Annotated in this window: 28 protein-coding genes; 16 read left to right on the top strand and 12 right to left on the bottom strand. The window is 62.7% G+C overall.

All coding sequences use genetic code 11. From position 1 onward, the window contains the following. Window positions 1-9: 9 nt before the first annotated feature. The gene (locus CWE16_RS07540) at window positions 10-978 is read left to right on the top strand and encodes a M23 family metallopeptidase (protein WP_131594360.1); all 969 of its coding nucleotides are present in this window, start codon (window positions 10-12) and stop codon (window positions 976-978) included. Window position 979: 1 nt separating this feature from the next. Here CWE16_RS07540 and CWE16_RS07545 read toward each other — a convergent pair whose 3' ends face one another. The 3 genes from CWE16_RS07545 to CWE16_RS07555 all read right to left on the bottom strand — a co-directional run bounded on the left by CWE16_RS07545 (window position 980) and on the right by CWE16_RS07555 (window position 4,044). Beyond that, window positions 980-1,711, bottom strand: coding sequence for a response regulator transcription factor (locus CWE16_RS07545; RefSeq protein WP_131594362.1), 732 nt, complete (start codon window positions 1,709-1,711; stop codon window positions 980-982). Window positions 1,712-1,772: 61 nt separating this feature from the next. After that, window positions 1,773-2,480: an ABC transporter ATP-binding protein gene (locus CWE16_RS07550; RefSeq protein WP_131454631.1), complete on the bottom strand. Its 708-nt coding sequence runs from the start codon at window positions 2,478-2,480 to the stop codon at window positions 1,773-1,775. After that, complete coding sequence (locus CWE16_RS07555; protein WP_131594364.1) at window positions 2,473-4,044, bottom strand: NAD(P)H-quinone oxidoreductase subunit N; 1,572 nt, start codon at window positions 4,042-4,044, stop codon at window positions 2,473-2,475. Before CWE16_RS07555 ends, CWE16_RS07550 begins: the two co-directional genes overlap by 8 nt. 134 nt (window positions 4,045-4,178) lie before the next feature. On the opposite strand from CWE16_RS07555, the gene topA reads away from it, so the two are divergent. The 5 genes from topA to CWE16_RS07580 all read left to right on the top strand — a co-directional run bounded on the left by topA (window position 4,179) and on the right by CWE16_RS07580 (window position 10,274). Continuing rightward, complete coding sequence (topA, locus tag CWE16_RS07560; RefSeq protein ID WP_131594366.1) at window positions 4,179-6,890, top strand: type I DNA topoisomerase; 2,712 nt, start codon at window positions 4,179-4,181, stop codon at window positions 6,888-6,890. Next, complete coding sequence (locus CWE16_RS07565; RefSeq protein WP_131594368.1) at window positions 6,890-7,357, top strand: hypothetical protein; 468 nt, start codon at window positions 6,890-6,892, stop codon at window positions 7,355-7,357. The genes topA and CWE16_RS07565 overlap by 1 nt, the downstream gene beginning before the upstream one ends. A gap of 62 nt (window positions 7,358-7,419) precedes the next feature. Next, a complete protein-coding gene (locus CWE16_RS07570) occupies window positions 7,420-8,025 on the top strand; it encodes a DUF2232 domain-containing protein (RefSeq protein WP_236629638.1) in 606 nt (201 codons plus the stop codon). Window positions 8,026-8,051: 26 nt separating this feature from the next. After that, the gene (locus CWE16_RS07575) at window positions 8,052-9,242 is read left to right on the top strand and encodes a nicotinate-nucleotide--dimethylbenzimidazole phosphoribosyltransferase (protein ID WP_131594372.1); all 1,191 of its coding nucleotides are present in this window, start codon (window positions 8,052-8,054) and stop codon (window positions 9,240-9,242) included. 9 nt (window positions 9,243-9,251) lie between these two features. Then, window positions 9,252-10,274 (top strand): ABC transporter substrate-binding protein, encoded by a 1,023-nt coding sequence (locus tag CWE16_RS07580; RefSeq protein WP_131594374.1) that lies wholly within the window; start codon window positions 9,252-9,254, stop codon window positions 10,272-10,274. A 1-nt stretch (window position 10,275) separates the two neighbouring features. On the opposite strand, the gene CWE16_RS07585 is transcribed toward CWE16_RS07580, so the two are convergent. Then, window positions 10,276-11,415 (bottom strand): aldo/keto reductase, encoded by a 1,140-nt coding sequence (locus tag CWE16_RS07585; RefSeq protein ID WP_131594376.1) that lies wholly within the window; start codon window positions 11,413-11,415, stop codon window positions 10,276-10,278. Then, window positions 11,412-12,053 carry a bifunctional nuclease family protein gene (locus CWE16_RS07590; RefSeq protein WP_131594378.1) on the bottom strand — a complete coding sequence of 214 codons (642 nt, stop codon included), beginning with the start codon at window positions 12,051-12,053 and terminating at the stop codon, window positions 11,412-11,414. The genes CWE16_RS07585 and CWE16_RS07590 overlap by 4 nt, the downstream gene beginning before the upstream one ends. 64 nt (window positions 12,054-12,117) lie before the next feature. Between CWE16_RS07590 and CWE16_RS07595 the strand changes: the two genes are divergently transcribed. Further along, window positions 12,118-12,759, top strand: coding sequence for a riboflavin synthase (locus CWE16_RS07595; RefSeq protein WP_131594380.1), 642 nt, complete (start codon window positions 12,118-12,120; stop codon window positions 12,757-12,759). Window positions 12,760-12,832: 73 nt separating this feature from the next. After that, on the top strand, window positions 12,833-13,423 hold the full coding sequence (locus CWE16_RS07600) for an HdeD family acid-resistance protein (protein WP_131454621.1): 591 nt from the start codon (window positions 12,833-12,835) through the stop codon (window positions 13,421-13,423). A 19-nt stretch (window positions 13,424-13,442) separates the two neighbouring features. On the opposite strand, the gene CWE16_RS07605 is transcribed toward CWE16_RS07600, so the two are convergent. From CWE16_RS07605 to CWE16_RS07620, 4 genes are all read right to left on the bottom strand, one after another. After that, a complete protein-coding gene (locus CWE16_RS07605) occupies window positions 13,443-13,835 on the bottom strand; it encodes an AbrB family transcriptional regulator (RefSeq protein WP_131594382.1) in 393 nt (130 codons plus the stop codon). A gap of 82 nt (window positions 13,836-13,917) precedes the next feature. Next, window positions 13,918-14,517, bottom strand: a complete 600-nt coding sequence (locus CWE16_RS07610) for a cytochrome c oxidase subunit 3 (protein WP_131454619.1) — start codon at window positions 14,515-14,517, stop codon at window positions 13,918-13,920. Next, complete coding sequence (gene ctaD, locus CWE16_RS07615; RefSeq protein WP_131594384.1) at window positions 14,514-16,184, bottom strand: cytochrome c oxidase subunit I; 1,671 nt, start codon at window positions 16,182-16,184, stop codon at window positions 14,514-14,516. The genes CWE16_RS07610 and ctaD overlap by 4 nt, the downstream gene beginning before the upstream one ends. Beyond that, window positions 16,181-17,035 carry a cytochrome c oxidase subunit II gene (locus CWE16_RS07620; RefSeq protein ID WP_131594386.1) on the bottom strand — a complete coding sequence of 285 codons (855 nt, stop codon included), beginning with the start codon at window positions 17,033-17,035 and terminating at the stop codon, window positions 16,181-16,183. The genes ctaD and CWE16_RS07620 overlap by 4 nt, the downstream gene beginning before the upstream one ends. 274 nt (window positions 17,036-17,309) lie before the next feature. On the opposite strand from CWE16_RS07620, the gene CWE16_RS07625 reads away from it, so the two are divergent. The 7 genes from CWE16_RS07625 to CWE16_RS07655 are packed head-to-tail and all read left to right on the top strand — an operon-like array spanning window position 17,310 to window position 22,745. Next, window positions 17,310-18,281: a COX15/CtaA family protein gene (locus tag CWE16_RS07625; RefSeq protein WP_131594388.1), complete on the top strand. Its 972-nt coding sequence runs from the start codon at window positions 17,310-17,312 to the stop codon at window positions 18,279-18,281. Then, the gene (locus tag CWE16_RS07630) at window positions 18,274-19,278 is read left to right on the top strand and encodes a heme o synthase (protein WP_131594390.1); all 1,005 of its coding nucleotides are present in this window, start codon (window positions 18,274-18,276) and stop codon (window positions 19,276-19,278) included. The genes CWE16_RS07625 and CWE16_RS07630 overlap by 8 nt, the downstream gene beginning before the upstream one ends. A 32-nt stretch (window positions 19,279-19,310) precedes the next feature. Continuing rightward, window positions 19,311-20,324 carry an ABC transporter ATP-binding protein gene (locus tag CWE16_RS07635; RefSeq protein ID WP_131594392.1) on the top strand — a complete coding sequence of 338 codons (1,014 nt, stop codon included), beginning with the start codon at window positions 19,311-19,313 and terminating at the stop codon, window positions 20,322-20,324. A 40-nt stretch (window positions 20,325-20,364) separates the two neighbouring features. Then, complete coding sequence (locus CWE16_RS07640) at window positions 20,365-21,192, top strand: ABC transporter permease (protein ID WP_131594394.1); 828 nt, start codon at window positions 20,365-20,367, stop codon at window positions 21,190-21,192. A 4-nt stretch (window positions 21,193-21,196) separates the two neighbouring features. Then, the gene (locus tag CWE16_RS07645) at window positions 21,197-21,796 is read left to right on the top strand and encodes a hypothetical protein (RefSeq protein ID WP_131594396.1); all 600 of its coding nucleotides are present in this window, start codon (window positions 21,197-21,199) and stop codon (window positions 21,794-21,796) included. A 3-nt stretch (window positions 21,797-21,799) separates the two neighbouring features. Next, entirely contained in the window at window positions 21,800-22,504 is a 705-nt protein-coding gene (locus CWE16_RS07650; protein ID WP_131594398.1) for an N-acetylmannosamine-6-phosphate 2-epimerase, read from the top strand. Window positions 22,505-22,562: 58 nt separating this feature from the next. Further along, a complete protein-coding gene (locus CWE16_RS07655) occupies window positions 22,563-22,745 on the top strand; it encodes a hypothetical protein (protein WP_131454610.1) in 183 nt (60 codons plus the stop codon). Between the two features lie 8 nt (window positions 22,746-22,753). Here the strand turns inward: CWE16_RS07655 and groL are convergent, their stop codons facing one another. Further along, complete coding sequence (gene groL, locus CWE16_RS07660) at window positions 22,754-24,442, bottom strand: chaperonin GroEL (RefSeq protein ID WP_131594400.1); 1,689 nt, start codon at window positions 24,440-24,442, stop codon at window positions 22,754-22,756. 102 nt (window positions 24,443-24,544) lie between these two features. Between groL and CWE16_RS07665 the strand changes: the two genes are divergently transcribed. Then, window positions 24,545-24,748: a hypothetical protein gene (locus CWE16_RS07665; RefSeq protein ID WP_236629669.1), complete on the top strand. Its 204-nt coding sequence runs from the start codon at window positions 24,545-24,547 to the stop codon at window positions 24,746-24,748. A 26-nt stretch (window positions 24,749-24,774) separates the two neighbouring features. On the opposite strand, the gene fabG is transcribed toward CWE16_RS07665, so the two are convergent. Continuing rightward, on the bottom strand, window positions 24,775-25,527 hold the full coding sequence (gene fabG / locus CWE16_RS07670) for a 3-oxoacyl-[acyl-carrier-protein] reductase (RefSeq protein ID WP_131594402.1): 753 nt from the start codon (window positions 25,525-25,527) through the stop codon (window positions 24,775-24,777). A gap of 77 nt (window positions 25,528-25,604) precedes the next feature. Then, entirely contained in the window at window positions 25,605-26,627 is a 1,023-nt protein-coding gene (locus tag CWE16_RS07675) for a potassium channel family protein (protein ID WP_236629639.1), read from the bottom strand. Window positions 26,628-26,655 lie beyond the last annotated feature (28 nt).

Genomic DNA, 26,655 nt, shown 5'->3' on the forward strand with positions numbered 1-26,655 from the left:
GATTCCTGCGTGCTCCCTCGCTGGCTTGCTGCTGCCTGGCTGCTGACCCTGCCGGCGGCGCCTGACACCACTGGTGACCGGCCTTCGGTGCAGGCTCCGCTGCGGCCTCCGGCTCAGTTGGAGGTGCAGGAACCACTCCGATTTGATCGCTCCCTCGAGAGTCTGGAGCGCAATCGGGTCATTACTCCTTTGGAGAGGCGTCAGCTCGAGACTGAGGCCATTGGCCAGCCGATTGACGTGCCGGCACTGCAGCAGGCTTGCCGCAGCGGAGCCCTTTCCAAGCAGGAGTGTTCGGCTGGGGTCGCTTTCCGCGGCCGCGTGCGACGCCCGGAGGATGCCCGTGTGGCTTGGCGTGCTCGGGGGGATGGTCAGCCACTGCCACCGATCACGGTGCCCGTGTCGGCGTTGCTGGCCGGTGGAGGTGGCGGTTTCCGACTGGAATCGGTTTTCGCCGTGTCGCCCCGTCCTCTGCCGCTGCCCGGCAACGGCGATCGGACTCTGTTGTTCCCGATCATTGGCTCGGCGATCACTACCAGTGAATTCGGCATGCGTCTTCACCCGGTGATCGGCAATTGGTTAATGCATGCCGGTAAGGATCTGGCGGCTCCTGAGGGCACCCCTGTGGTGGCGGCACTCTCCGGAACCGTCACCAGCAGTGGACTGGCAGGTGGTTACGGCATCGCCGTGGAATTGGAGCACCGTCAACCGCTGCGGCGCACCCTGTACGGCCATCTCTCAGAGATTTATGTGAAGGCGGGTCAGACCGTGCGCCAGGGGGAGGTGATCGGCAGGGTGGGAAGCACGGGCCTGAGTACTGGTCCTCACTTGCATTTTGAGCTGCGCCGACCGGAGGCGGGCGGCTGGGTGGCGATCGATCCCGGCGAGCTTGATCTGCGTCCGCTGACGGCCGGTGGGGTCGATGCCGTGTCCTTGCTGATTGCTCAGCTGATGGAAGGCTTAGAGCGGAAACGCAGCTGAATCATTGCGTTTCGGTGGCATCCCGCAGGATGAAACCGACGCCGCGCACGGTATGGATGAGGCTCGGTCGATCATCCGCTTCGATCTTTTGGCGCAGATAACGGATGTAGACGTCGAGAAGGTTGTCGTCGCCGTAGAAGTTCTCCCCCCAGACGCCGCGCATGATCTCAGCCCGCTCGAGCACACGGCCTTGGCCGCGCATCAAAAATTGCAGCAGGTCGTATTCCTTCACCGAGAGCTGAATGGAGCGTTCGCCCCGGCTCACATCGCGAGTACCGGTATGCATGCGTAGGTCGGCGACCTCCAGCACCAGGGGCTGATCGCCGGCCGTTGGTGCGGAAAAGGATTCGGCGCGACGTTGCATCGCGCGCAACCGAGCCATGAGCTCTTCGATTGAGAAGGGCTTGACCAGGTAGTCATCGACTCCAGCATCGAGTGCCTTGACGCGATCGGCGATGTCGTCGTGGCCGGTGAGCATCAGGATCGGCGTCGTGACACCACTGCTGCGCATGCGCTGGCAGATGTCGACCCCAGAGAAATCGGGAAGATTCCAGTCGAGAACGATCAGATTCGGCGTCGGCTCCTGCCGGGCCTTGAACAAGCCGCTAGCCCCGTCGCCGGCGACCCGCACCGAATAGCCCTCCAGTTCGAGCTCAAGTCGAAGCAGATCTGTCAGCCGCGTTTCATCGTCGACCAGCAGAACCCTGGTGCTGGAGGCTGCGGCGTCTGGCATGCAGAAGGCATCATCCTTCCCGAACCTTAGACAGCCTCAGGATCAGGATCTTGAACAACCTTCAGTTGGATTGCCGTTCCAGGCGCTCCACCCGGCCATCCCGGAAATGAGCCACCGTCTCAGCCCTGGCGGCCACCTCGTCCTCGTGGGTCACCATCACGAGGGTGATTCCCTGGCGATGAAGATCATCAAAAAGATTGAGCACATCGTCCGTGGTGCGTGAATCCAGGGCGCCTGTGGGTTCATCCGCCAGCAACAGGGCTGGTTGGTTGATGATCGCCCGGGCGATAGCCACGCGCTGCTGTTGCCCGCCAGAGAGTTGATTCGGACGGTTCTGCATGCGATCGGAGAGGCCAACGCGCTCCAGGGCCTCAGCAGCCCTTCTGCGGCGTTCCGTTGCGGGAACCCCCGCATAGATCATTGGAAGCATCACATTGTCGAGGGCTGTGGCGTGGGGCAACAGATGGAACTGTTGAAAGACGAACCCCAGCTCCTGATTGCGCAGATCGGCCAGGGCATCGTCATCGAGGGATTCCACGGCGACCCCGTTCAGGCTGTAGCTGCCGCTGCTGGGTCGATCTAGGCAACCAATGATGTTCATCGCCGTGCTTTTGCCGGATCCACTCGCGCCCATCACAGCCAGATAATCGCCCTGGTGAACGGTGAGATCGAGGTGGTCGAGCGCTCGCACCGTTGCCTCTCCACTGCCGTAGAGCTTGCTGACGTCACTGAGACGTGCGACCTCCCGGTGAGCTGTTGGATCAGCCAATGCTGTGAAGGCCTGCCCTGGCGATGGCCTGTTGCAGCAGGGGAGTGCCGGCTACGGCACTGTTCGCCCACTGGAAGAGAGGGTTGGAGAGGATGCCACCCACTGCTGTGACCAGGACACAGGCGATCAGAGCGAAGCGGAGCGGAGGGAGTCCAAGGGTGGACCACTGGATGGGTGGGTAATCGCGGACCGCTTCAGAAGCTTCCTGCGGTTCCTTGACCACCATCATCTTGATGACACCGATGTAGTAGTAAATCGAGACCACTGAGGTAATCAAGCCCACCACAACCAGCAGGTATTGATGATCAGCCCAGCCGGCGAAAAACAGGTAGATCTTGCCGAAAAAGCCCAGCATCGGTGGAATGCCCCCGAGGGAGAGAAGGCAGAGGCTCAGGCCCAAGGTGATCAGTGGGTCTTTCTGATAGAGGCCGGCATAGTCGCTGATCCGATCGCTGCCGGTGCGGATTGAGAAAAGAATGATGCAGGCAAACGCCCCCAGATTCATGAACAGGTAGGCCGCCATGTACAGCACCATCGCTGCGAAACCATCCTCGGTGCCGCAGACGAGTCCGATCATCACAAAGCCGGCCTGGCCGATCGAGCTGTAGGCCAGCATTCGCTTCATCGATGTTTGAGCCAGGGCGACCACGTTGCCCAGGGTCATGCTGAGGAGAGCCAGCACCGTGAACAGCAGCTTCCACTGGGTGTCAAAGGAGCCGAAGCAGCCCACAAGGATCCTGAGTGCCAAGGCGAAACCGGCTGCTTTGGATCCCACCGACAGGAAGGCCACCACAGGAGTTGGTGAGCCCTCGTAGACATCAGGAGTCCACTGGTGGAAGGGTACCGCTGCAATTTTGAAAGCCACTGTGGCGAGCACAAACACCAGGGCCAGAGCTGCGAGGGGCGTCGGGCTGGTGAGCAGGGCATTGCCGATCACCTCAAGGCTGGTGGATCCGCTGAGTCCGTAGAGCAGAGAGGAGCCGTAGAGGAACACGGCTGCGGCCGCGGATCCCACTAGCAGGTACTTGAGAGCTGCCTCGGAGCTGCGGGCATCCCGCTTCATGTAGCCCGACAGCAGATAACTGGCGACGGAGAGGGTCTCGAGGGAGACGAAGACACTCACCAAATCAGTGGCTCCGCAGAGCAGCATTCCACCCAGGGTTGCGGCCAGAAGGATGGCGGCGTATTCACCCACCGGAGTGCCGCTCTTCTCGGCGTAACGCCAGCTGATCAGAAGCGAGAGCAGGGTGGAGGTGGCAACAACTGCACGGAAGGCGATCGCCAGACGGTCCGAAAGGAATGCGCCCAAAAATGAGGGCTCCAGAGGGGCGTTCCACTGGAGCGCCAGCAGCACAAGGGCGCCGCCGAGACCGAGATAACAGATCGGCGGAACCCAGCGCACAGCAACGCGTTCTCCGGCCAGATCCACCAGGAGAGTGGCCAGCATGGCCAGTAAGACAGCACCTTCTGGGGCTACGGCCCCGGCATTCAGAGCGAGATTGAGCAGCTCTCCCGGAGCGGCCATCGCCTGGGTGGTTAGAAGCAGTGCACCCAACTCGGGCATGGTGCGCGTGGGATCCGTCCTGTGCGGCGACTGTAGCTGCGCTGCCGGGAGGCGAACGGGACCACGGGATTTCGACTGTTTCGCTGCCGACGGAGCCACGGTGCGATAAAGAAGGGGACGGTTACTTGCCGCCTGTGGCGAACACCCTGGTCATTGTCGAGAGCCCTACGAAGGCCCGCACCATCCGTGGTTTCCTCCCCAAGGGCTACCGGGTGGAAGCGTCGATGGGTCATGTCCGTGATCTCCCCAACAACGCCAGCGAGATTCCAGCGGCCCAAAAAGGGCAGAAATGGGCCAATCTCGGCGTGAATACCGAAGCCGACTTCGAGCCCCTCTACGTGGTGCCGAAGGACAAGAAGAAGGTGGTGCGCGAGCTCAAAGATGCGCTGAAGGGTGCGGATCAGCTCCTGCTGGCGACGGACGAAGACCGGGAGGGGGAGAGCATCAGCTGGCACCTGCTGCAACTTCTCGCGCCGAAGGTGCCCGTCAAGCGGATGGTCTTTCACGAGATCACCAAGGAGGCCATCTCCAGGGCCCTTGATGAGACCCGAGAGCTCGATATGGAGCTGGTGCATGCCCAAGAAACCCGTCGGATCCTCGATCGCCTCGTCGGTTACACCCTCTCCCCCCTGCTCTGGAAGAAGGTGGCCTGGGGGCTGTCCGCCGGTCGCGTGCAGTCGGTGGCGGTGCGACTGCTGGTGCAGCGCGAGCGGGCCCGCCGGGCGTTCCGCAGTGGCAGCTACTGGGATCTGAAGGCTCGCTTAGAGCAGGCAGGGGGTGGGTTTGACGCCAAGCTCACCCATCTCGCCGGTCAGCGAATCGCCACTGGCAACGACTTCGACGAGAGCACCGGTGGCCTCAAGCAGGGCAGCAGCGTGCGCCTGCTTAGCGAGCAGGAGGCCCGCACCCTGGTGGAGACCGTGCGCTCCTCCCCCTGGCTGGTGGAGGCGGTGGAAGAGAAGCCCACCGTGCGCAAGCCCGTTCCGCCCTTCACCACCAGCACCCTCCAGCAGGAAGCCAATCGCAAGCTGCGCCTTTCGGCTCGCGAGACGATGCGCTGCGCTCAGGGCCTCTACGAACGCGGTTTCATCACCTACATGCGCACCGATTCGGTGCATCTCTCCGACCAGGCGATCAGCGCGGCGCGAAGCTGCGTCGAGAGTCGCTACGGCAAGGACTATCTGAGCAAGGCGCCGCGGCAGTTCAGCACCAAGTCCCGCAATGCCCAGGAGGCCCATGAGGCCATTCGCCCCTCGGGTGAGAGCTTTCGTGCTCCTGCCGAAACCGGTCTCGATGGCAGGGATCTGGCCCTCTACGAGTTGATTTGGAAGCGCACCGTCGCCAGTCAAATGGCTGAGGCCCGGCTGACGATGCTGGCGGTGGATCTGACCGTGGCGGACGCCCGTTTCAGAGCCATTGGCAAGCGGATCGATTTCGCTGGTTTCTTCCGCGCCTATGTGGAGGGAAGCGATGACCCGGATGCCGCGCTCGAGGGGCAGGAGGTGCTGCTTCCGGATCTGAAGACCGGAGATTCCCCCACGCCGAAGGAGGTTGAGGCCCTCGGTCACCAGACCCAGCCGCCAGCTCGCTACAGCGAGGCCTCTTTGGTGAAGATGCTTGAGAAGGAGGGCATCGGGCGCCCCTCCACCTACGCCAGCATCATCGGCACGATCGTGGATCGTGGCTACGCCTCGCTCCAAAACAATTCTCTGACCCCCAGCTTCACCGCTTTTGCCGTGACCGCCCTGCTGGAGGAGCATTTCCCAGACCTGGTCGATACCAGCTTCACGGCCCGGATGGAATCCACCCTGGATGAGATCTCGACCGGCAAGGTGCAGTGGCTTCCCTACCTGGAGGGCTTCTACAAAGGGGAGGAGGGGTTGGAATCTCTCGTGCAGAAGCGCGAGGGAGACATCGATGCTGGCGCCTCCCGCACGATCGATCTGGAGGGCTTGCCATGCGTGGTGCGCATCGGTCGTTTCGGGGCGTATCTCGAGGCCAAACGGGTCGCTGATGACGGTGAAGAGGAGTTGATCAAGGCCACGCTTCCTCAGGAAATCACCCCTGCAGATCTGGATGCAGAGAGGGCTGAGCTGATCCTCAAGCAGAAGGCAGATGGACCTGAAGCGCTTGGCGAGGACCCGGAAACTGGTGATCTCGTGTATCTGCTCTTCGGGCAGTACGGCCCCTACGTTCAGCGCGGTCAGGTCAGTGATGAGAACCCCAAGCCGAAGCGGGCCTCCCTGCCGAAGGGGGTGAAACCGGAGGAGCTGTCCCTCGAGGATGCGCTTGGTCTGCTGCGCTTGCCCCGTTTGCTCGGGGAGCATCCCGATGGCGGACGGATCCAGGCAGGTCTCGGTCGCTTCGGGCCCTATGTGGTTTGGGATAAGAGCAAGGGTGAGAAGGACTATCGCTCCCTCAAGGCTGAGGACGACGTGCTGATGGTGGGCCTCTCCCGTGCTCTGGAGCTCTTAGCCATGCCTAAACGCGGTCGCGGTGGCCGCACCGCTCTGAAGGATCTCGGGGTGCCTGAGGGCTCGGAGGAGACCGTGCAGGTCTTTGATGGTCCCTATGGCCTCTATGTGAAGCAGGGCAAGGTCAACGCGTCCCTTCCGGAGGGCAAGGGAGCTGATGACATCACCCTGGCTGAGGCCATGGAGCTGCTGGTGGCCAAGGCTTCCAGCAAGAAGACGAGCAAGCGCTCCACCAAGAGCAGCACCACCAAGAGCACAACCGGCCGCAAGGCAGCCGCCGCCAAACCGGCAGCCAAGAAGCCCCCTGCCACCACGAAGACGGGGCGTCTGCGGGCCAGCGCCGTGCGGGTGATCAAACCTGGAGACACTTGATGGCTCTGCGGCGCCTGGGTTGGTTGCTTCTGCCCCTGGTACTGCTGCAGGCCTGCAGCAGTACCCCCTTCGGTCGCCAGCTTGCGGACAGCTTTGACTCCCCCGGAGCTGCCCCGGCATCGGCTCCGGCAGCGAATGGTGCGAGCAGGCCCAAGCCGCCGTCTCCGCCCAAGACTGGGTCTGCGGCCAAGACTGGCCAGGAGGCTCCTGCGCCGACGTCTGCCCCGATCGCTGAGAAGCCTGCTGCACCGTTGCAGTCGCAGCCCAAGCCCGTGCCGCAATCGGCTGCTCCCCAGCCCTACCGCATCATCCTGCGGCTCTCCTCGGCGGATCCAGCCGCTCCTGCCGAGCAGGTCACGCGGTCCCTGCGCGAGGCGGGCATTGCCTTTGAGGTGGAGACGATTGAACGGATCCAGCCCCCAGAACGGCTGACGGTGACCCCGGAGCGCAAGGGGGCCACGCCGTGACGCCGCCCTCGCGGTCATCCGCTTCCCCAGCGCCGACAAGCCGCCGACAGGCTTTGCGCATGATGGAAACCTCCTACCTGGCTGCTGCTGCTGCCCTGATCTGGCTGGCGCTGTATTACTTGCCGGTGGGGGGTGCCCTGTTCCGTCTGGCCCTGCCCCTGCCCCTTGCTCTGCTGCTCATTCGTCGTGGCTGGAGGGCCGGCCTCGAGGGGGTGGCGGTGTCGTTGTTGTTGCTGACCGCTCTGATGGGACCGGTGCGGGGACCGCTCATGCTGTTCCCCTACGGCCTGCTGTCGCTCTGGCTGGGTTGGTGCTGGAGTCAGCAGCGGAGCTGGTGGCTGAGCTGGGGAATCGGTCTCGTGCTGGGTGCGGTGGGTTTTCTCGTGCGAGTGCTGGCGCTTTCCCTGCTTCTGGGTGAAAACCTCTGGATCGTGATCACCCGCGCTGGGGCCGGATTGCTGGATCGTCTGGTGGATCTATTGAGGCTTCCTCTATCTCCCGATCTCGCGGAGGTCCAGCTGATGGCCCTGGCCCTGGTGTTGTTTCAACAGCTGGTTTATGTGCTGGCTCTGCATGCGCTCGCCTATTGGATCTTTCCGCGTCTACAGGCTCCGGTGCCCGCTCCCCCTCCTCAGCTCAAGGGGTTGGTGGCATTGGATCCCCTCTGAGACCCAACCCTCCAGGAGGTGTCGCCATGGCAGCGTCCGTCCCGTCACCGCCTCTGCCCGTCGGCTGCCAATGGCTCAGCCCACAGCCGCTGCCAGCCTCCTGGCCCGAGCGGATCGAGTCGGCACTCGCTCCCTGGCGCGATTCCAGCCAACAGCCTGATCTGTTGTTGCTGTTGGCGGCCACGGCCACTGCGGAGGTGGAGGGCATTTCGGCGGCCGGCTCGTCGGCCGCCTCACGCCGCTACACCGCACTCGCCGATGCCGAGTTGCTGCTGTACGGACCGGACCACCGTCCCCAGTGGCCCCTACCGCCTCTGCCAGCAGGCGTATCACCGGCGTTGATCAGCTGGGTGGCCAGCCAGAGGCTTGGTCTGCAGCCCCTGGTGGTGGCCCTCGGGTTGGCGGAGCCGCCTCCTTTTGTTCATCTGCGCCTGGAACCCCTCATCGAGGGGCCGGCGGCCTGCCTGAGTAGCGGCCAGGCCATGACATCAACACGCGTGGAGCGCCTCTGGAGTCGGGGGATGCAGATTGGTCGCGGCTTGCGGCGTCCATTGCTGCTGGCGGAATGCGTGCCGGGGGGCACCACCACGGCGCAGGCGGTGCTCCAGGGTTTGGGCTTGTCCGTTGCCGGTTTGGTGGGAGGCAGCGCCTTGCATCCCCCCATGGTGTTGAAGCAGCGGCTGGTGGCGGAGGGGTTGAGGCGGGCTGATCTGGGGGCAGCTCCGACCCCGGGCTTGCTTCTTGCGGCTGTGGGGGATCCCTTTCAAGCCGTAGCAGCGGGGCTGCTGGTCGGGGCCTTGGAGAGCGGTCAGCCCCTGTTGCTGGGTGGGGGCAGCCAGATGGTGGCTGTGTTGGCGCTTGCCTTGGCGGCCCTGCCCCCTCGCGGACGCGCGGCTTTGGCTGCTCAGGTGGTGCTTGGCACCACCGCCTGGCTGGGGAGCGAGCAGCTTGAGGGTCTGCAGCCTGGGAGCCCGCCCGCACTTTCCCGACTGCTGACCTGCCTGCAGGGGGCCATGGGGGTGGAGCTCCTGGCCCTGACCAGTGGCCTGCGATTCGTGGCCAGTCGGCACCAAGCCCTGCAGGATTACGAGCATGGCCATGTGAAGGAGGGTGTTGGCGCCGGTGCGCTTGCTTTGCTGGCTCAGTTGCGCGGCGTCAGTCCTGCTGAGCTTCAGGAGAGCTGTGAAGAGGGTTTGGATCGACTGCAGCGCCAGTAGGGTCGGGCCATGACCAGGTTGCGCGTTCCTTCGACCCCAGGGCTCCGGCGTCGCCAAGTGCTGCAGCTCGGAGGCGTTTTGGGGCTCACAGCCCTTGCCGGTTGTACGCGTGGTGCATCGGCTCCCCTGCTTCAGGCTGCTCCGGAGATCCTTCCGGCCCTGTGGCGTCGCCGATTGCCCAGGCCCTGGCGTTTCGAGCCTTTGGAGCTGACTGGGGGCTCGGGAGTGGCCCCCTGGCGTCTGGACCGCTCCGCCGATCTGCTCGCTCTGAGCGATGGCTGGTTGCCGACCACCACGGATGCAGACTTCCAACCGATTGCAGCAGCGCCCCTTCAGGCTCGACTGGCCGGGCAGGCCAGGCGTTACCTGGAGTTGCTGGGGGCCGAGCGCGCCTCCCGTGTGCTTCCAGTGGCTGTCACTCCCTGGGTGATGCTCTTCCGGGGCTTGGATGGCCTGGATGGTGCCTCGGAGCGCGGTTGGCAGCTCCTGCTTGACCCGGACTTCAAGGGGCAGGTGGTGCTTCCCGCCAGTCCACGGTTGGTGATGGAGCTTGCCGATCAGATCCCTGGCGCGGAAAGCCTTGCCCGGCTGCGCTCCGCGGCGCTCACCCTTGATGATCAGCAGGGTCTGAACTGGTTGCTTCAGGGAAAGGCGAGGGTGGCGGTGCTTCCTCTTCAGCGCTGCATTCAGGCTCTTCGCCGGGACCCTCGCTTGCGCGCCGTCTTGCCCGACTCCGGTGCACCGTTGCACTGGACCTTGCTCATGCGTCCCGCATCCAGCCGTGAGCCTCTGCCCCAGGCCTGGGTCGAGGATGCCTGGGGGACACCCTTGCTTCGACCGCTTCTTGGGCGCGGCTGGCGTCCGCCGCTTGCGGAGGAGCTTCTGGATGCACAGCGAGATGCCGTTCCGGCCAGTTTTCGTGCGCTCGTGCTGCCGAAAGCGGCGGTGTGGGCTCGTTGCTGGAGCCTTTCCCCCTTGAAGACGGCGGCCGCTGAGCAGCTCAGTCAGCGCTGGCGGGATGCCGCTCCCTGAATCAGCCCCAGAGGCGCCGTCTTGGTGCTGCTGCAAGCAACTGGTGGGTCTCCGCCAATAACTCGGGAATCGGGAGCTGGTGAGGGCAGCGGGGCAGGCAGTCGCCGCAGCGGTTGCAGAGGCTGGCATCCACCTCCTCCCACCAGTGGCCTGCACGGCCGATCAGGTTGTAACGCTCCTCGCAGAAGGCTTGCATGTCATGCCCCAGCCTCAGATTGCGAAGCCGAAGCAGCTCGGGGATCGGCACCTCCCTGGGGCAGGGCAGGCAGGCGCGGCACTGTTCACAGTGCTGGCTGCCGAGCCGCTCCCGCCTCCGTATCCCAAGCCGATCAAGCACCGCCTGTTCCGTGCTGGTGAGTGCGCCGTCGGCATGGGCTAGCCGTTTGACCAGAGCCAGCTCCCCTGGACGGCTGGCACCCACGGTCAGGGTGGAGATCCCCTCCGCCAGCAGGAAGCGGTAGGCCAGTTCGAGGGGATAGATGGGCGCGCAGTCCTCCACCATGGTGGGGCTCGGATCCCAGAGCCGACCGCCTTTGTCAGCCGGTGAGATCGCCAGCACTCCCATCCCGTGAGCGAGAGCTCCGCGGGCCAGATCCAGGCGGCTGGGGTCGAGCAGATGCAGATGCAGGTTGCAGAAGCCGAAGACGCCGCTGTCGATCGCTTTGGCGATCAGGTCGTGGGATCCATGGCTGCTGAAACCCACCTGGCCCACCAGTCCTTCCGCCTCGGCCCAGATCAGCAGCTCCCGTCCGTCCCCCTCAAGGGCCCATTGCAGGTGCTCCTCCCGGTTGATGCCGTGCACCGCCAGGTTGTCGAGTCGGGTCTGCCCCAGTCGTTTCAGGCTGGCGAGCAGCTGACGGCGGCCCTCCGCCAAGCCCGCGCCCGGCAGGATCTTGCTGGTGATCAGCCAGCCTCCCTCCGGTGCCAGTCCTTCGTGCATCAGACGGGAGAGAGCAGCGCCGAGAAAGGTTTCAGCAGGGCCGTAGGCGGGTGCCGTTTCAAGGTGATTGATGCCAGCGTCGATCGCGGCTCGCACGATCGCTTCCATCTGATCCGGAGCGGCGAGCGCCCGCATCGTTCCAAGTGTGAACAAGCTGACGGCGGGCCCTCTTCCGAAGGGGCGTCGCACCGCCGTGGTCATCCTTCGGGGGCAGGGTCCGCCCCAGATCCTTCCTCTGGCTGGCGGGATTCGAGGTGGCGGACCAGAGCGGCGGGACTCACCTGATCGAGGAAGCGGCGGAAAGCGTCTTGCTCCTCGCTATCGGCTTCGGCATCCACTGGGATGGAGGCTTCCGCAACGACTTCCTCCAGCATCCAGATGCCGCTGCCAGTGCGGATTGCCAAGGCAATGGCGTCGCTGGGACGCGCATCCACCTCCTGGATATTGGCAGTGTTCTGGACGCTTTCGTCATCCGGGCGGGATTGGGCCTCTGCCTGGTCAGCGTCCTTCATGACGCTCTCCCCTTCGCCTTCGGTGGCGTCGCCGGACGGTTCGCTCCCGGCTCCGCTCACACCGAGTTTCAGCACCGCCCGGAAGGTGTTCTCCTCAATCGCATGGATGATCACCCGCTCCAGGGAGAGGCCACCGGCCTCCAGCAGCGCCACCATCAGGTCGTGGCTCAGGGGGCGCGGGGGGGGCTCGTCTTGGATGCCGGCCATGATGTTGTGGGCCTGCGCCTGGTCGATCCAGATCGGCACCTGGCGCCTGCCGGAGGGATCGCGCAGCAGCACGATCGGGCTGCGGCTGGCCGCATCCAGGGCAATTCCGGCGACGTGCATCTCAACCACTGTCACTCCTGCCCTGATTCGATTATGACCAGGCGAGGGGCCGCAGGTGGGTGCGATGTTCACGGGTCTGGTGCAGGCAGTGGGCCAAGTGGAGCGGCGTGGTGCAGGTCTGCTGGTGACCGGCTGCCAACCCTTTGCTCCTTTGCAGCTTGGAGACAGCGTTGCGGTGGATGGGGTCTGTTTGACGGTGGCGGCTCTGGTTGCCGACGGTTTTCTGGCGGATGTCAGTGAGGAGACCCTTCAGCGCACCACGCTTGGCGCGAAGGCGTCCCGCGGTGGATCAGTGAATCTGGAGCCGGCGCTGCGTCTGGCCGATCGGCTGGGGGGGCACTTGGTGACTGGCCATGTGGATGGGGCTGGCGAGGTGATGGCGGTGGAGGCTCTTCCCCAGTCATGGCGTGTGGAGTTGCGCTGGCGCGATCCCGGCCATGAGCGTTACATCTGTGAAAAGGGCAGCATCACGGTGGATGGCATCAGCCTCACGGTGGCGGGCACTGCCGAGGAGGGGCGGCGTTTCTGGATCGCGGTGATTCCCCATACCTGGGCATCAACAGCTCTGCGGGACCTGAAACCTGGTGATGCGGTCAATCTGGAGGTGGATGTGATCGCCCGCTACACCGAACGCCTGCTCGCAGGGCGGTCCCATGCTGGGGAGGAGCTCACGGCTGCCTGGCTGGCAGGCCATGGCTGGCACTGAGAAACGATCACAGGTCCTGGTCGATTGCTGAAATCGTCAATACCTTGCAGTGGTTGTTCATTCCGAACGTTTCATGACTGCCGACGGGCGCCCCGATTCTCTGGGCAGCTTCAAAGCCTTCGCCATCGCCGAAGGCATTCTTCTGATTGTGCTGGGGATCCTGGCGCTGATCTTCCCTGTGATCGCTTCGTTCTGGACCACCGGCGTCATTGCCGTGCTCTTCCTCATTGGTGGACTGGTCGGCTGGATCAGCAACCTGGCCCGCTCAGGACGCATGGGCCGCTGGGTGTGCTTCTGGCGCCTTGTGGTGTCGACCCTGTTCATCGTGGCCGGTGGCTCGATGATCAGCAATTTCCGCGATCCCGTGGAGGCAGCGGAGCAGGTAGCTGCTTTTGCTCTGGCGATCGGCATCGTCTTCTTGGTGGAAGGCGTGGTCGCCTTCTTCAGCGGTCTGGCCAGCAGCAACCGTCCTGGCGCAGGCTGGGCGATCGCGAATGGCGTGATCACCTTCATCCTGGGCCTGCTGATCGTCACCCTCAAGTTCTGGGGGTTGCTCTGGGTGCTGGGGACCCTCGTGGGTATCAGCTTCCTGTTCAGTGGCATCGAACTGATTGCCTTCAGTTCGGTGATTCACGATGACCAGGACCCTCCGGCCCTGGCCTGATCAGCACTGCGGCCAGGCCTCAGGCGTTCTCCTGATCCTGGCCGCCCAGTGGTTCTGCTGCTGGTTCATCGAGCGGCAGCAGCCAGATCGAACCGGAGTCGCGGTGCAGCTCGATCCGGAACTCCTGCCCGGGCTCCAAGCCCAATCGTCGCGTGTAGGCATGGCCGATGAGCAGATTGCCATTGCCATGCACCCGTGTGCGGAATTCAGCCTGGCGTCCGCGGGTGCCACCGCCGTCACTGCCTGAATTGGACGGCAGTTTGTAGCCCTTGGCTTCGACAAGGGCGCGATAGAAACTCTTGCGAAGCACCCTGCCGCTTGGGCCGACATATCCGCAACCCCGAGCAATTTCATCCTCAGGACGGTTACTGAGGGCCCTTGCCTTATCGAGCAGTTCCTGACCGACCAGCATCTGAGCGATGGAATTTGTATGAATTGTGGCTGGAGATCGCAACCCAGGCAAGCGATTCAGCCTTTCCTGAGCTCCTTGGGGCTCAGAGCAGGTAGAGAATCACAAACAGAATCACCCAGATGCCATCAACGAAATGCCAGTAGAGCTCGGCCGCTTCGAGGGGGAAGTGGTTCTGCGCTGTGATTCGGCCTGACGGTGTGCGGCACTGCCACCAGACAATCAGAATCATCAGGGCTCCAAGTGTCACGTGAAGGCCGTGAAACCCTGTGAGGGCATAGAAGGTGCTCGCGTAGAGATTGTCTGTTAGGCCGAAGGGCAATGTGAAGTATTCGACCATCTGGCTGACCAGAAAGGCGAAGCCCAGGGCCGCTGAGATCAGGAGCCACAGACGGCAGCGCTGATGCATGCTGCGACGAAGATTGGCGCCGGCCCGGTGAAACGTGAAGCTGCTCACAAGCAGCAGCACGGTGTTGAGAATCGGTAAAGGCAGTTCCAGCTCGTAAATCGCGCCAGCCGGCAATGGATTCACCGCCTTGAAGGTGAGATAGGCGGCGAAGAAACCCGCGAAGGTCATGGCATCCGCCACCAGGAAGGTGGCTAGCCCGAACATGCGGTGATCGGCGTGTGTCTCGCCGGCATGGTCGAGGTTCAGGTCGGTTTCGGATGGGGTGAGTGTCGTCATCGGCCGTTGCTCCAGAGGTCACGGCCGCTGGCGGCCTGAAGATCAAGTTGTTCTGCCGGAACGCCGTAGCCATAGGGCTCGGTTACCAGAGGGGCTTCCCCTTCCCAGTTCTCCACTGGAGGTGGCGAGCTGGTGAGCCATTCCGGAGTGAGGGCCCGCCAGGGATTGTCTCCAGCGATTTCCCCGTTGAAGGCACTCATGATCACGTTCCAGAGGAAGGGAAGGGTGCTGATCGCCATCAGCAAGGCTCCGACACTGCTCAATTGATTGATGAAGGCGAATTGCGGGTCGTATTCGGCCACGCGTCTGGGCATGCCGTTGAGACCGAGCCAGTGCTGGGGGGCGAAACAGAGGTTGAAGCCGACGAATGTGAGCAAAAAGTGCAGGCGGCCGATCGACTCATTCAGCAGCCGGCCCGTGACCTTGGGATACCAGTGGTAGATCGAGGCGAAGATCACAAACACCGAGCCTCCGTAGACGATGTAGTGAAAGTGCGCAACAACGAAGTAGGTGTCATGCACATGCACGTCGAATGGCACCTGGGCGAGTGCCACGCCTGTGATGCCTCCAAGCACGAAATTGATGATGAAGCCGCAGGAAAAGAGCACGGCACTGTTGAGTGAGATGCGTCCACCCCAGAGAGTTGCAAGCCAATTGAAGAATTTGATTCCCGTCGGGACGGCGATGAAGGCTGTTGCGATCGTGAAGAAAAGGCGCATCCACGGTGGTGTGCCACTCGTGAACATGTGATGGGCCCAGACCACCAGCCCCAGCACAACAATCGCCATGATTGATACCACCATGGTGGCGTAGCCGAACAGAGGTTTGCGGCAGTGCACCGGCAGTATTTCACTCACCAGCCCGAAGGCAGGCAGCACCATGATGTAAACCGCTGGATGAGAATAGAACCAGAAGAGATGTTGATAGACCACGACGTTGCCCCCCAGTCCAGGATTGAAAAAACCGGTATGAGCGACGATGTCAAAGCTCAAGAGAATCAGTGTGCCAGCCAACACTGGGGTGGAGAGCACGACGAGAATGCTGGTGCCCAGCATTGCCCAGCAATACATGGGCAATTGCATCATCTTGAGGCCTGGGCGCCTGAGCTTCAGGATCGTCGCGATGAAATTGATCCCGCCAAAGATGGAACTCCCCCCCAGTAAAAGCACGCTCAGGATCCAGATGATCTGCCCACTGGCTGGGGTTGTGATGCTAAGAGGGGGATAGGCGGTCCATCCTGACTGGGCGGCACCGGTGATGAAATAACTGCTGATCAGCAGCAGGCCTGCTGGAGGGATCAGCCAAAAGGCCACGGCATTCAGCCTTGGAAAGGCCATGTCCCGTGCGCCCACGTAGAAGGGAATCAGATAGTTACCGAAAGCACCGTTCACCACGGGAACGATCCAGAGAAAGATCATCACCGTTCCGTGCAGGGTGAGCACCTGGTTGTAGACCTCTCTGGGCATGAAGTCGGAGAGAGGACTGACCAATTCGGTGCGAATCGCTCCCGCTAAGGCGCCACCAATCAGGTAAAACGCAAAGCCGCACACCAGGTACTGGAGGCCGATCACTTTGTGATCAACGCTGAAACTGAAATATCGCAGCCAGCCCTGCGGTTGCAGGGAAGGTGATGGATGCTCGCTTTGAGCTGGAAGAGTGGCGGTCATGTGTCAGTGGCTGTGATCTTGTTGTTCTGAGCAAACCAGTTGTCGAAAGCGTCCTGTTCCTCCACGACCACCGTGGATCGCATGCCGCCGTGATAAGGCCCGCAGAGTTCGGCGCAGACGATCGGATAACGCCCCGCCCTGGTAGGCGTGAAGTTCAACACGGTGGGCTGTCCTGGAATCACGTCTTGCTTCAGCCTGAATTCAGGGACCCAGAAGGCATGGATCACATCCTTGGCTTCCATGCTGAGGCTGACGGGTTGGCCGACGGGTACATGCAATTCGCCTGAGATGAAGTCACCTTTTGGGTAGCGAAAGAGGAACGCGAACTGCATGGCGGTCACCTCCACTGGGAGAGGTGATACAGGTGTGCCCTGCTCGGATGCGGTGAGTACCGGTGTGCCGATTCCACCCCATACCCGTTGTTCAGCACCGCTTCCTTGGTTCGAGGAGGCGTGATCCATAGCGGCGTGTCCCATGGCGGCATGGTCCAAGGGCGCCATTCCACCCATGCGTTCATAGATGTCGTAGCTGAACAGTCCGATGAACAGCACGACAACAGCAGGAACGGCAGTCCAGAAGATTTCGAGCGGAAGATTGCCTTCGATCGCAAGACCATCAGACAACTCGCCAGAGCGTCTGCGGAAGCGGATCAGGCTAAAGACCACCAAGCCAACGATCCCAAGGAACAAGATCGTGCCGATGCTGAAGAGAACACGGAAAAGTTCGTCGTAAATCGGCGCATTCGCGCTTGCATCAACAGGCAGAAGGTTGACGTTCTGTCCGATCCACAGGCCTCCAAGCACCAGGATCATCCCCAGCACAAGCGTGATGATCGATGGAGGGATCGGCACGGCTCATCCGTGAGTTGTTTCAGGCTATGGAGGCTGCCGGGTGATCACCACGCGTGGATTCTTAAGACGGTTGGAAATTCCCAGGCAAGCCCTTGTGTGGCTTCGGTTTTGAGCCCTTGCCCCCGATTGTTCATTGAAACAAGCGACGGTCTCTTGTCAGGGAAGAGAGACGTTTGTGTGGTCTTGGTGTTGCAGTAGGCCACACAACGTGCACGCAGGACGGCAATCGCTACGTTCCGGAAACACACCACTCCCTACCAGGAGGGATCGATCCTTGATCAGCTCATCCCTGGTTCCGATCCGTCGCCGGTTGGCACTGCTCGCCTGTCATCTCGTCGTTGCCCTGGTTGCACTTGTGGTCATCGGTGGTGCCACTCGCGTCATGGAGGCGGGCCTCGCCTGCCCTGATTGGCCCCTTTGCTACGGCTCTTTCTTGCCGGGGCGGCAGATGAATGTGCAGGTGTTTCTGGAATGGTTTCACCGGCTCGATGCCTTCGTGGTGGGCATGGCTCTAGTGGTGCAGCTCGCTGTTGCCTGGTGGTGGCGCCGGCAGTTGCCGGGATGGTTCCTTCCCCTGAGTGCCCTGTTGCTGGTTTTGGTGCTTGCCCAGGGAGGCCTGGGTGCACTCACGGTGCTTCAGCTTCTGCCTTCCGGCGTTGTGACCGCTCATCTGGCCCTGGCTCTGACCCTCCTGGCCTTGGTCAGTGGCAGCAGTCAGCTGTTGCTTGCTCCCATCGAGCCCAAGGTATCGAGCGATCAGGTCTCCCACGGTTCACGTTTCGAGGCTGCCCCCCTGTGGTGGCGTTGTCTCGCCGCGCTCAGTCTTCTGGCCGTCGCCAGCCAGTGCTTGCTAGGAGGCCGTATGGCTACCTCCTGGGCTGCCCAACGCTGCCTCGAGGCCGGGCAGTCCTGCCAATGGCTGCACTGGCATCGCAGTGCAGCCACCCCCGTGGCGATCTGTGTGCTGGGTTTTGTGGCCATCGCTCTGCTGGCAGGGGGCTGGGCCCGGCGTCAGTGGCCGCTGCTGCTGGGGCTGGCTGCTCTTGTCAGCACCCAGATCACCCTCGGGGTCCTCACACTCCGCCTGGGGCTCTCTCAGCCGGCCGTAACTGTTGCCCATCAACTGGTCGCCTCCCTTCTGGTGGCCCTGCTGGCGGCCTTGCTTTGCCGCCGGCAGACCTGCTTGTCCCCGGGGCCGCTCCCCGTTGTCCTTGATCCCTCCACCCTGGAGCCCGCGCATGGCTAGTTCCACCGCACCTGCATCCGCTGCCCTCACGCGCGAGGACGTCGTGCCCTCACGCCGGCGGGTCAAGTTGCCCGCTTGGCTGGAAGTGGCAAAACCCCGTTTGATCCCTCTTTTGCTGGCCACCACCTTGGGCGGGATGGCCCTCACGGAGGGGTGGCCTCTCTCCTCCCCCCGTTTGGCCTGCACCCTGGGAGGCGGTGCGCTTGCCGCTGCGGCAGCCGGAGTTCTCAATTGCCTATGGGAACAGGAGCTCGATGGACGCATGCAACGGACCAGCGGGCGAGCTCTCCCCTCCGGACGTCTGTCTCCCACCGCCGCTTTCTTCGGTGCTGTGTCCTGCACGCTGGCCGCAGCTCTGCTGCTGGTGAGTGGCGTGAATTGTCTCGCCGCCGGCCTCTCCCTGCTCGGGCTTTGCAGCTACGTGCTTCTCTACACCGCCCTGCTGAAGCCGAGAACCTCCCAGAACATCGTCATCGGCGGGGTGGCCGGGGCGATTCCTCCCCTCGTGGGCGCTGCTGCTGCCACCGGTCATGTGGGTCTTGGAGGTTGGTGGCTGTTCGCTCTTGTCATGGTCTGGACTCCCGCGCATTTCTGGGCCCTTGCACTGCTGCTCCGCGAGGACTACCGGGCGGTTGGAATCCCGATGCTGCCGGTGGTGAAGGGGCCTGTGGTCACAGCCAGGGCGATTCGCCGCTACGGCCTCGCCACGGTCTTGCTGAGCACCCTTGGCGTTCTCGCCTTACCGGAAGGGGGGCTGCTCTACGGGCTGCTGTTGCTTCCATTTAATGGACGACTGCTGCAGATGGTGGAGAACCTGGCGGCTGCTCCCGACAGCATCGAGCGGGCCAAGGGGCTGTTCCGCTGGTCGATTCTTTATCTCTTTGGGATCTGTTTGCTGCTGGTGATCAGCCGTCTGCCTGCTGCGGCTCACTTCGATGCCCAGCTCCAGGCTGCGATCGGTCACTGGCTTGTGAGCCTCTCGCCCACCTCTGCCTAGATTCCACCCAATTCGCTGCAGGCAAAGGCCCGATGCTCGTGTTGGAGCTCACTCAGCTTGAGAAGGCCTACGGGGCGGTCAAGGCTCTCGATGGCTTGAGCCTGACGGTTCCTGAGGGCTGTCTTTACGGGTTGCTCGGACCCAATGGAGCCGGCAAGACCACTACCCTGCGGATCCTGGCCACTCTGCTGGCCCCCGACGCAGGCCGTGTGAGCGTTGCAGGGGTTGATGCCCTTAAGGATCCCCGAGGGGTTAGGCGTTTGCTGGGTTATGTCGCCCAGGAGGTGGCGATCGACAAGATCCTCACCGGCCGTGAACTCCTTCAGCTGCAGGGCGACTTGTATCACCTGCAACGCGGTGTGCGTGATGCACGGATCGCAGAGCTCGTGCAGCGGCTGTCCATGGCGGAGTGGATTGACCGTCGTTGCGGGACCTATTCCGGTGGCATGCGTCGCCGCCTCGATCTCGCAGCGGGACTGCTCCATCAGCCTCGGGTGCTGGTTCTTGATGAGCCGACGGTCGGTCTGGATATCGAAAGCCGCGCTGCGATCTGGCAGGTGTTGCGGGAACTACGCCAGCAAGGCACCACCGTGTTGCTGAGCAGTCACTACCTGGAGGAGGTAGAGGCTTTGGCCGATGCAATGGCCATCATTGATGCCGGCCGGGTGATTGCGGAGGGCACCCCTGAGGCCCTCAAGCAGCAGCTTGGTGGTGATCGTGTCACCCTGCGTGTCAGGGAGTTCAGTGATCAGAAGGAGGCTGATCAGCTTTGCGCGCTGCTCGAACCTGTGGAGGGGGTGCGGCAGATCGTCGTGAACCGTTCCCAGGGTTATTCGCTCAACCTTGTTGTTGAGGGTGAGTCAGTTCTGCAAGGCCTGCGGGCCAAGCTCGAGGGTGCGGGCTTGCCCGTCTTTGCTCTCGCCCAGAGCCGGCCGAGCCTGGATGACGTTTACCTGCAGGCGACCGGCAGGACCCTGATGGATGCGGAGCTTGCCGTCGCTGGTCAACGCGACCCCAAGCAGGAGCGCAAGCAGTCCATGCGTTGAGTTCATTCGTTCTTGATCTGTTCCCCGCCTGCTTCCACTGATGACCCAACCCGAACCATCCGCGCTCGCTGAACTGCTGCAGGAAACCATGGCCCTGACCCGGCGCCTGTTCCTGCAGTTGCAACGCCGTCCCTCCACGCTGGTCGCTGGCGTGCTGCAGCCCCTGATCTGGCTGGTGTTATTCGGTGCACTTTTCTCAAGGGCGCCAGAGGGGCTCCTCCCTGGCGGGATGAGCTATGGGCGCTTCCTTGGCGCCGGTGTGATTGTGTTCACCGCTTTCAGTGGGGCGCTCAACGCCGGTTTGCCGGTCATGTTTGACAGGGAATTCGGCTTTCTGAATCGTCTGCTGGTCGCCCCCCTGCGCAGTCGCAGCTCGATCGTGCTCGCTTCGGTTCTGTACATCACCACCTTGAGCCTTGTTCAGAGCCTGGCGATCATGGTGACTGCCTTCTTCTTGGGCTATGGCTGGCCCGGGACAGCAGGCCTGGCTCTGGTGTTACTCACTCTGTTGCTGCTGGTGTTTGCTGTCACGGCCCTCAGTCTTGGGCTTGCCTTTGCGTTGCCAGGGCACATCGAGCTGATCGCTGTGATCTTTGTGGCCAATCTGCCGCTCCTGTTTGCCAGTACCGCCCTGGCCCCGCTCTCCTTCATGCCGCCCTGGATGGGCTGGCTTGCGGCGCTGAATCCACTTACCTTCGCGATTGAGCCCATTCGGGCGGCCTATGCAGGCCCCCTCGACCTCTCAGCAGTTCTGCTGGAGGCTCCTTATGGGTCGGTCAGCGGCACAACCTGCCTGCTGGTGCTCACCGCCCTGACCGCGGGTCTGTTTCTCCTGATCCGTCCCCTGTTGAATCGCAAACTTGCCTGACCCCGTGACCGATCTCTCCTTCCGTCAGCCCCATCAACGTCAGGAGTCCCTGCGTCGGCGTCTTCTGGTTGCTCGCGACCAGGGCGATCAACGCGTGATCGCTCTTCTGGAGATGCAATGGGTGCATCGCTTTGGAGTCGCCAGCCTGCAAGGGGCTGAGGCCGCTCCCGCTGCCGCCACCAAGCCATGGGGTCCTCAGACGGAGCAATCGTCTGCCGTGGAGCCCCCTGCACGTGAGACTCCAGGACTGGTCAGCCCTTCGTTGGCCCTGAGCGAGGAGAACGCTCTTGAGAAGGCGCCGAACGAACAGGAACCGCTTCAGCAAGAAGCGGTTCTTGCTCAGATGGATCTGGAGGAGGTTCCTGACCAGGCCCCCATGGATTCAGCGCTGAATCGCTTCCGCTCGCTCCTGCGTGACGGCTTTGATTCAGTCAGCGCCACGGTCCAACCCCTTCCCCGCAACGCTGATCCGATCAGCACCACAAACGTCACGTCGAAGACGGAGATGGAGCGATCCGAATTGCCTCCTCCCCCGCCGCCGAGCCTGAAGCGCCTGCGTCGTTGGTTGCCATCCGACGGCCGCGATCTGCCCAAGGCCTCCTGAACCATGGCTTTTCCTGATCCGGCAACCCTGCGCGGCGGCCTCATCGTGTCGGTGCAGGCGCCGGAAGGTTCGCCCATGCGCCATCCGGATGTGATTGCAGCAATGGCTGAAGCGAGTCTCGATAACGGCGCTGTAGGCGTTCGCCTTGAGAGTCCGGAGCACATCGGTGCCGTCCGTCGCCGCTGCCCTGAAGCGCTGATCATTGGCCTCTGGAAACGCACCTTTGCGGGCAGCAGCGTTTACATCACCCCTCGCTGGGAGGAAATCCGTGCCGTCTGGGCGGCTGGTGCCGATGTGATTGCCCTCGACGCGACCGAGCGACAGCGACCCGATGGGGAGGAGCTCGCTGATCTCGTGCAGAGGGCCCGATCTGAGCTGGATGCCCCTCTGATGGCCGATGTCGACAATGTGGACAACGGTTTGAGGGCTGCAGCCATGGGATTTCACTGGGTCGGAACCACGTTGTATGGCTACACGGAAGCGACCCAGAGCTGTCGACCGCCTGGATTCAATCTGCTTGCGCCCTTGCGAGAGAAGCTGCCTGAGACTGTTTCCTTGATTTGTGAAGGTGGTATCGCGTCAGCCGATGCTGCCGTGCAGGCCCTTGACGCTGGAGCCGACTTGGTGGTCGTGGGCACGGCGATCACGGGTGTTGATCTTCAGGTGCGTGGGTACTGCAACGCCCTAGGCAAGCGAAGACCGATCTAAAAGCGACCTGCCCATCCTGTCCCGTGCTCAGAATGGGTCAAGACGCGTGAGATGGGCGATGGGTCATCGTTTCTTTGCGCCACTTCTGCTTGGAGGGGTGCTTTTGGGGATGCCGATTGCAGGTCTGCCTATGGGAGAGCTGCAAGCGCTCAATGCAGAGCTCGGAAGACTGTGCAAGCGCCCCCCTCGGGAAGCGCTCACGGTCTGCCGTTTGCATGCTCGGCTGGTGCATTACCTCTGAGCTCTGAATCACATCATTCCGGGCATGCCCATACCGCCCATGCCTCCCATACCGCCCATGCCTCCCATACCGCCCATGCCTCCCATACCGCCCATGGGATCGCCGCCGCCAGCCGGGGGGGCCGGAGGTTCTGGTTTGTCGGCGATCACCACCTCGGTGGTGATCAGGAGGGAGGCGATGGAGACCGCATCCTGGAGGGCGAGGCGAATGACTTTGGCCGCATCGAGAATGCCCGCCTGCAGCAGGTCTTCGAAGGCTCCAGTGATGGCGTTGAAGCCAAGGTTGTTTCGGAGCACCTCTTCAACCACCACATCACCGTTTGCGCCGGCATTGATGGCGATCTGACGCAGGGGAGCGGACAGGGCCCTTTGCACGATCTCCACGCCGGTGCGCTGATCACCCAGGAGTTGATCCGCTAGGGCATTCAGTTCCCGGGAGAGCTGGAGCAGTGTGCAACCGCCTCCGGCGACGATGCCTTCTTCCACGGCAGCCCGGGTGGCATTGAGGGCATCCTCGATCCGCAGTTTCTTGTTCTTGAGCTCTGTTTCCGTTGGAGCTCCCACCTTGATCACCGCCACGCCACCGGCCAGCTTGGCGATCCGCTCATTCAGCTTTTCGCGGTCGTACTCAGACTCTGTGTTCTCCAGTTCACGGCGGATGGATGCCACCCGTGCTGCCACGGCGTCCCGGTGGTCATCGTTGGCCACAATCGTGGTGCTCTCCTTGGTGATCGTGATCCGACGGGCTCGGCCCAAGTCTGCGATGGTCACCTTGTCGAGGGTCATGGCCCGGTCTTCACTAATGACCGTGCCGCCCGTGAGCACTGCGATATCCGCAAGGGCTGCCTTGCGGCGCTCGCCAAAGGAGGGGGCCCTGACTGCCGCAACTTGGAGCACACCGCGGTTCTTATTGACCACCAGAGTGGCGAGGGCTTCTCCATCGACTTCCTCGGCCAGGATCACCAGCGGGGAGCCGGTCTTCTGCACGGTCTCAAGCGCCGGCACGAGGTCGGCTACGGCGCTCACTTTGCGGTCGGTGAGCAACAGGAGTGCATTTTCGAATTCGCACACCTGACGGTCGCCATCGGTGACGAAGTAGGGGGAGGAATAGCCGCGATCGAAGGCCATGCCTTCCGTCACTTCCAGCTCGGTGGCCAAGGACTTCGATTCTTCGACAGTGATCACACCGTCGACGCTCACTTTCTCCATGGCTTCAGCCACCATGCGGCCGACTTCCTCATCACCACCGGAACTGACGGTGGCGACCTGCTGGATGGCAGAACCGGAGACGCTCTGGCTGCGCTGCTTGAGGCCGGCCACCACCTGAGCGACGGCCTTCTCCATGCCACGACGTAGCTCGATCGGGCTGGCGCCAGCTGCCGTGTTGCGCAGGCCCTCCTCGACCATGGCTTGGGCCAACACGGTCGCCGTGGTGGTTCCGTCACCGGCTTTGTCTTTGGTTTTCGCCGCCACCTGCTGGATCAGCTTGGCCCCGAGGTTCTCAAACGGATCCTCGAGGGTGATCTCTTTGGCGATCGTGTCGCCGTCGTTGACGATGTCGGGTGCGCCGAAGCTTTTCTCGAGCACCACATTGCGCCCACGCGGGCCGATCGTCACGCGCACCGCATCGGCGAGAGCATTCACGCCCCGCTCGAGGGCGGCACGGGAGTCATCCGAAAAACGTAGAAGTTTGGCCATGGTGGTCTGATACCCGCAGGTCAATGTCCCACAGGGAGGTGACCATTCGAATCCGCGGATTGGTGGGGAAAGCCGAATCGAGGCCGTTTCAATCGTGCTCGCTTGGTTGTCGCTCGTTATGGTCCGGGAATGAATGAATCAGGGACCCTCTTCTTCGTGTTGATGGCGGGTCTGGCTGGCGCCATGGCCCTCGTTTACGTGCCGCTGAGGATTTTTCTGACCGCCACTGCCCGCAGCCGCAGGTTGCGACTGCTGCAGCGGATCCGTCGCCTGCGGGATGAACTTGGCCAGCCTTTGGAGTCTTGAGCTCCCGTCACTCAGTGATCGATGGTTCAGCCCATCACCATGCCGCCATCGACCTGAAGCACCTGGCCGGTGATGTAAGCAGCGGCAGGATCGGCCGCTAGGAAACGCACGGCACCGGCCACCTGCTCAGGGGTACCGAACTGGCCGAGGGGAATTGCGGCAAGGATGCCCTTGGCATTCAGATCCTTCGTCATGTCGGTGGCGATGAAACCTGGGGCCACGGCATTCACGGTGATTCCCCGGCTGGCCATCTCTTTGGCGGCACTGCGGGTCAGTCCGACCACACCAGCCTTCGCAGCGGCGTAGTTGGCCTGGCCGGCATTCCCCATCAGCCCCACAACGGAGGTGATGTTGATGATCCGGCCGCTCTTCTGTTTCAGCATTGGTCGGGTGACGGCGCGGGTGCAAAAGAAGACGCCGGTGAGGTTGAGATTGATCACGGCCTGCCAGTCCTCTGTCTTCATGCGCATCAGCAGTCCATCGCGGGTGATGCCCGCGTTGTTCACCAGCACATCGATACGGCCGCTGCGTTCCAGCACGGTTTTGATCAGCCCCTCAACAGCCTCCTCGTCCGCCACGTTGGCCTGCAGTGCATAGGCCTTGCCTCCTGCCGCAGTGATCTCAGCCACCACAGCCTCTGCGGCATCAGGAGAGCTGGCGTAATTCACCACCACTTCCGCTCCGGCTTCAGCGAGAGTCAGGGCCACAGCCCGGCCAATGCCACGGCTGGCACCGGTCACGATCGCTGTCTGGCCGGTCATGGGAGCGGGCGAACTCATGGGCGAGGCCTCGATGGAGGGAAGAACCGGGGCTGATCGTAGGCAGCACCCGGATCCAGCCCCCTGAGCTGCGGTGTCTAACGCCCCATCGTCTCGACCATGTCCACGGCTTCGCCCAGGAGGTCACGCAATTCGCAGAGCTGCTGTTTGCTGCCGAGCACCACCAGAAGTTGGCCAGGTTGAAGCGTCACATCACCGCCCGGATTGGCGATCAGTCGTCCACCATCACGGATTGCAATCACCATCGCGCCGGTGCGCCGACCGAGTTCCAGTTCTGCCAGGCTCCTCCCTGGCAGGTTGTGAAGCAGAAGTGGATCACGGCTGAGTCGAAATTCCTCGATCTCGCAATTGGATCCGGCCAGCAGCTCCATGAAATCCACCGCCAGTGGCCGCAGGGCTGTGGCTGCCATCATCCGGCCGCCAGCTACGTAAGGACTGACCACAACGCTGGCGCCCGCCAGCCGGAGTTTGGCGGCCGATTCCTCGCTGTCGGCCCTTGCAATCAGGCGGCAATTGGGCTCCAGTCCGCGGGCACTGAGCACCACATAGAGATTCGCGGCATTGCTTGGCAGGGCCGCGACCAGGCTGCGGCAGCGTTCCAGGCCTGCCTCCAGGAGGGTCTCATCGAGGGTGGCATCCGCCTGAAGCACCCGAAGGCCACTGTCCTCAGCGGCTTGCCGGCGTTCCGGATCCATTTCCACCACCAGCACCGGAACATTCTCGAGCTGGAGCTGCGCTCCGATCTCCCGGCCGATGCGGCCGTAGCCGCAGAGGATCACGTGATCATGCATGCGACGCAGAACCCGGCGGAAACGAAGTTCGCGAACCTGTCGGAAGTAGCCCGATTCTGTCAGTCCGAGCACCCGTTGGATCGAGAGCTGCACGACCACCACACCGCCGGCGATGATCAGCACCGTCACCAGCCGCCCAGCCTGCGAGAGGGGTTCAACCTCCCCGTAACCGATGGTGCTGATCGTGATCAGCACCATCCAGAGGCAGTCACCCCAGTCCCAGCCCTCGGTGATGCGATAACCAACGGCACCCGCCAAGATCACCGCCGAAAGCGCCAGCACCGGCAGGCGCCAAGGTCTGGCCAGCATCCGCAGCCTCGGTTGGAGCGGGCTCCGA

Source organism: Synechococcus sp. BS55D, assembly GCF_004332415.1.
Lineage (GTDB): Bacteria > Cyanobacteriota > Cyanobacteriia > PCC-6307 > Cyanobiaceae > Synechococcus_C.

What these genes read in the sequence shown, in the direction of transcription:
- CWE16_RS07635 (WP_131594392.1), top strand. Translation starts at nt 19,311, where the DNA reads ATGCTCGTGTTGGAGCTCACTCAGCTTGAGAAGGCCTACGGGGCGGTC.
- CWE16_RS07600 (WP_131454621.1), top strand. Translation starts at nt 12,833, where the DNA reads ATGACTGCCGACGGGCGCCCCGATTCTCTGGGCAGCTTCAAAGCCTTC.
- CWE16_RS07595 (WP_131594380.1), top strand. Translation starts at nt 12,118, where the DNA reads ATGTTCACGGGTCTGGTGCAGGCAGTGGGCCAAGTGGAGCGGCGTGGT.
- groL (WP_131594400.1), bottom strand. Translation starts at nt 24,442, where the DNA reads ATGGCCAAACTTCTACGTTTTTCGGATGACTCCCGTGCCGCCCTCGAG.
- CWE16_RS07630 (WP_131594390.1), top strand. Translation starts at nt 18,274, where the DNA reads ATGGCTAGTTCCACCGCACCTGCATCCGCTGCCCTCACGCGCGAGGAC.
- CWE16_RS07585 (WP_131594376.1), bottom strand. Translation starts at nt 11,415, where the DNA reads ATGACCACGGCGGTGCGACGCCCCTTCGGAAGAGGGCCCGCCGTCAGC.
- CWE16_RS07545 (WP_131594362.1), bottom strand. Translation starts at nt 1,711, where the DNA reads ATGCCAGACGCCGCAGCCTCCAGCACCAGGGTTCTGCTGGTCGACGAT.
- ctaD (WP_131594384.1), bottom strand. Translation starts at nt 16,184, where the DNA reads ATGACCGCCACTCTTCCAGCTCAAAGCGAGCATCCATCACCTTCCCTG.
- CWE16_RS07605 (WP_131594382.1), bottom strand. Translation starts at nt 13,835, where the DNA reads ATGCTGGTCGGTCAGGAACTGCTCGATAAGGCAAGGGCCCTCAGTAAC.
- CWE16_RS07555 (WP_131594364.1), bottom strand. Translation starts at nt 4,044, where the DNA reads ATGCCCGAGTTGGGTGCACTGCTTCTAACCACCCAGGCGATGGCCGCT.
- CWE16_RS07650 (WP_131594398.1), top strand. Translation starts at nt 21,800, where the DNA reads ATGGCTTTTCCTGATCCGGCAACCCTGCGCGGCGGCCTCATCGTGTCG.
- CWE16_RS07590 (WP_131594378.1), bottom strand. Translation starts at nt 12,053, where the DNA reads ATGCACGTCGCCGGAATTGCCCTGGATGCGGCCAGCCGCAGCCCGATC.
- CWE16_RS07640 (WP_131594394.1), top strand. Translation starts at nt 20,365, where the DNA reads ATGACCCAACCCGAACCATCCGCGCTCGCTGAACTGCTGCAGGAAACC.
- CWE16_RS07570 (WP_236629638.1), top strand. Translation starts at nt 7,420, where the DNA reads ATGGAAACCTCCTACCTGGCTGCTGCTGCTGCCCTGATCTGGCTGGCG.
- CWE16_RS07565 (WP_131594368.1), top strand. Translation starts at nt 6,890, where the DNA reads ATGGCTCTGCGGCGCCTGGGTTGGTTGCTTCTGCCCCTGGTACTGCTG.
- CWE16_RS07580 (WP_131594374.1), top strand. Translation starts at nt 9,252, where the DNA reads ATGACCAGGTTGCGCGTTCCTTCGACCCCAGGGCTCCGGCGTCGCCAA.
- fabG (WP_131594402.1), bottom strand. Translation starts at nt 25,527, where the DNA reads ATGAGTTCGCCCGCTCCCATGACCGGCCAGACAGCGATCGTGACCGGT.
- CWE16_RS07610 (WP_131454619.1), bottom strand. Translation starts at nt 14,517, where the DNA reads ATGACGACACTCACCCCATCCGAAACCGACCTGAACCTCGACCATGCC.
- CWE16_RS07655 (WP_131454610.1), top strand. Translation starts at nt 22,563, where the DNA reads ATGGGTCATCGTTTCTTTGCGCCACTTCTGCTTGGAGGGGTGCTTTTG.
- CWE16_RS07575 (WP_131594372.1), top strand. Translation starts at nt 8,052, where the DNA reads ATGGCAGCGTCCGTCCCGTCACCGCCTCTGCCCGTCGGCTGCCAATGG.
- CWE16_RS07675 (WP_236629639.1), bottom strand. Translation starts at nt 26,627, where the DNA reads ATGCTGGCCAGACCTTGGCGCCTGCCGGTGCTGGCGCTTTCGGCGGTG.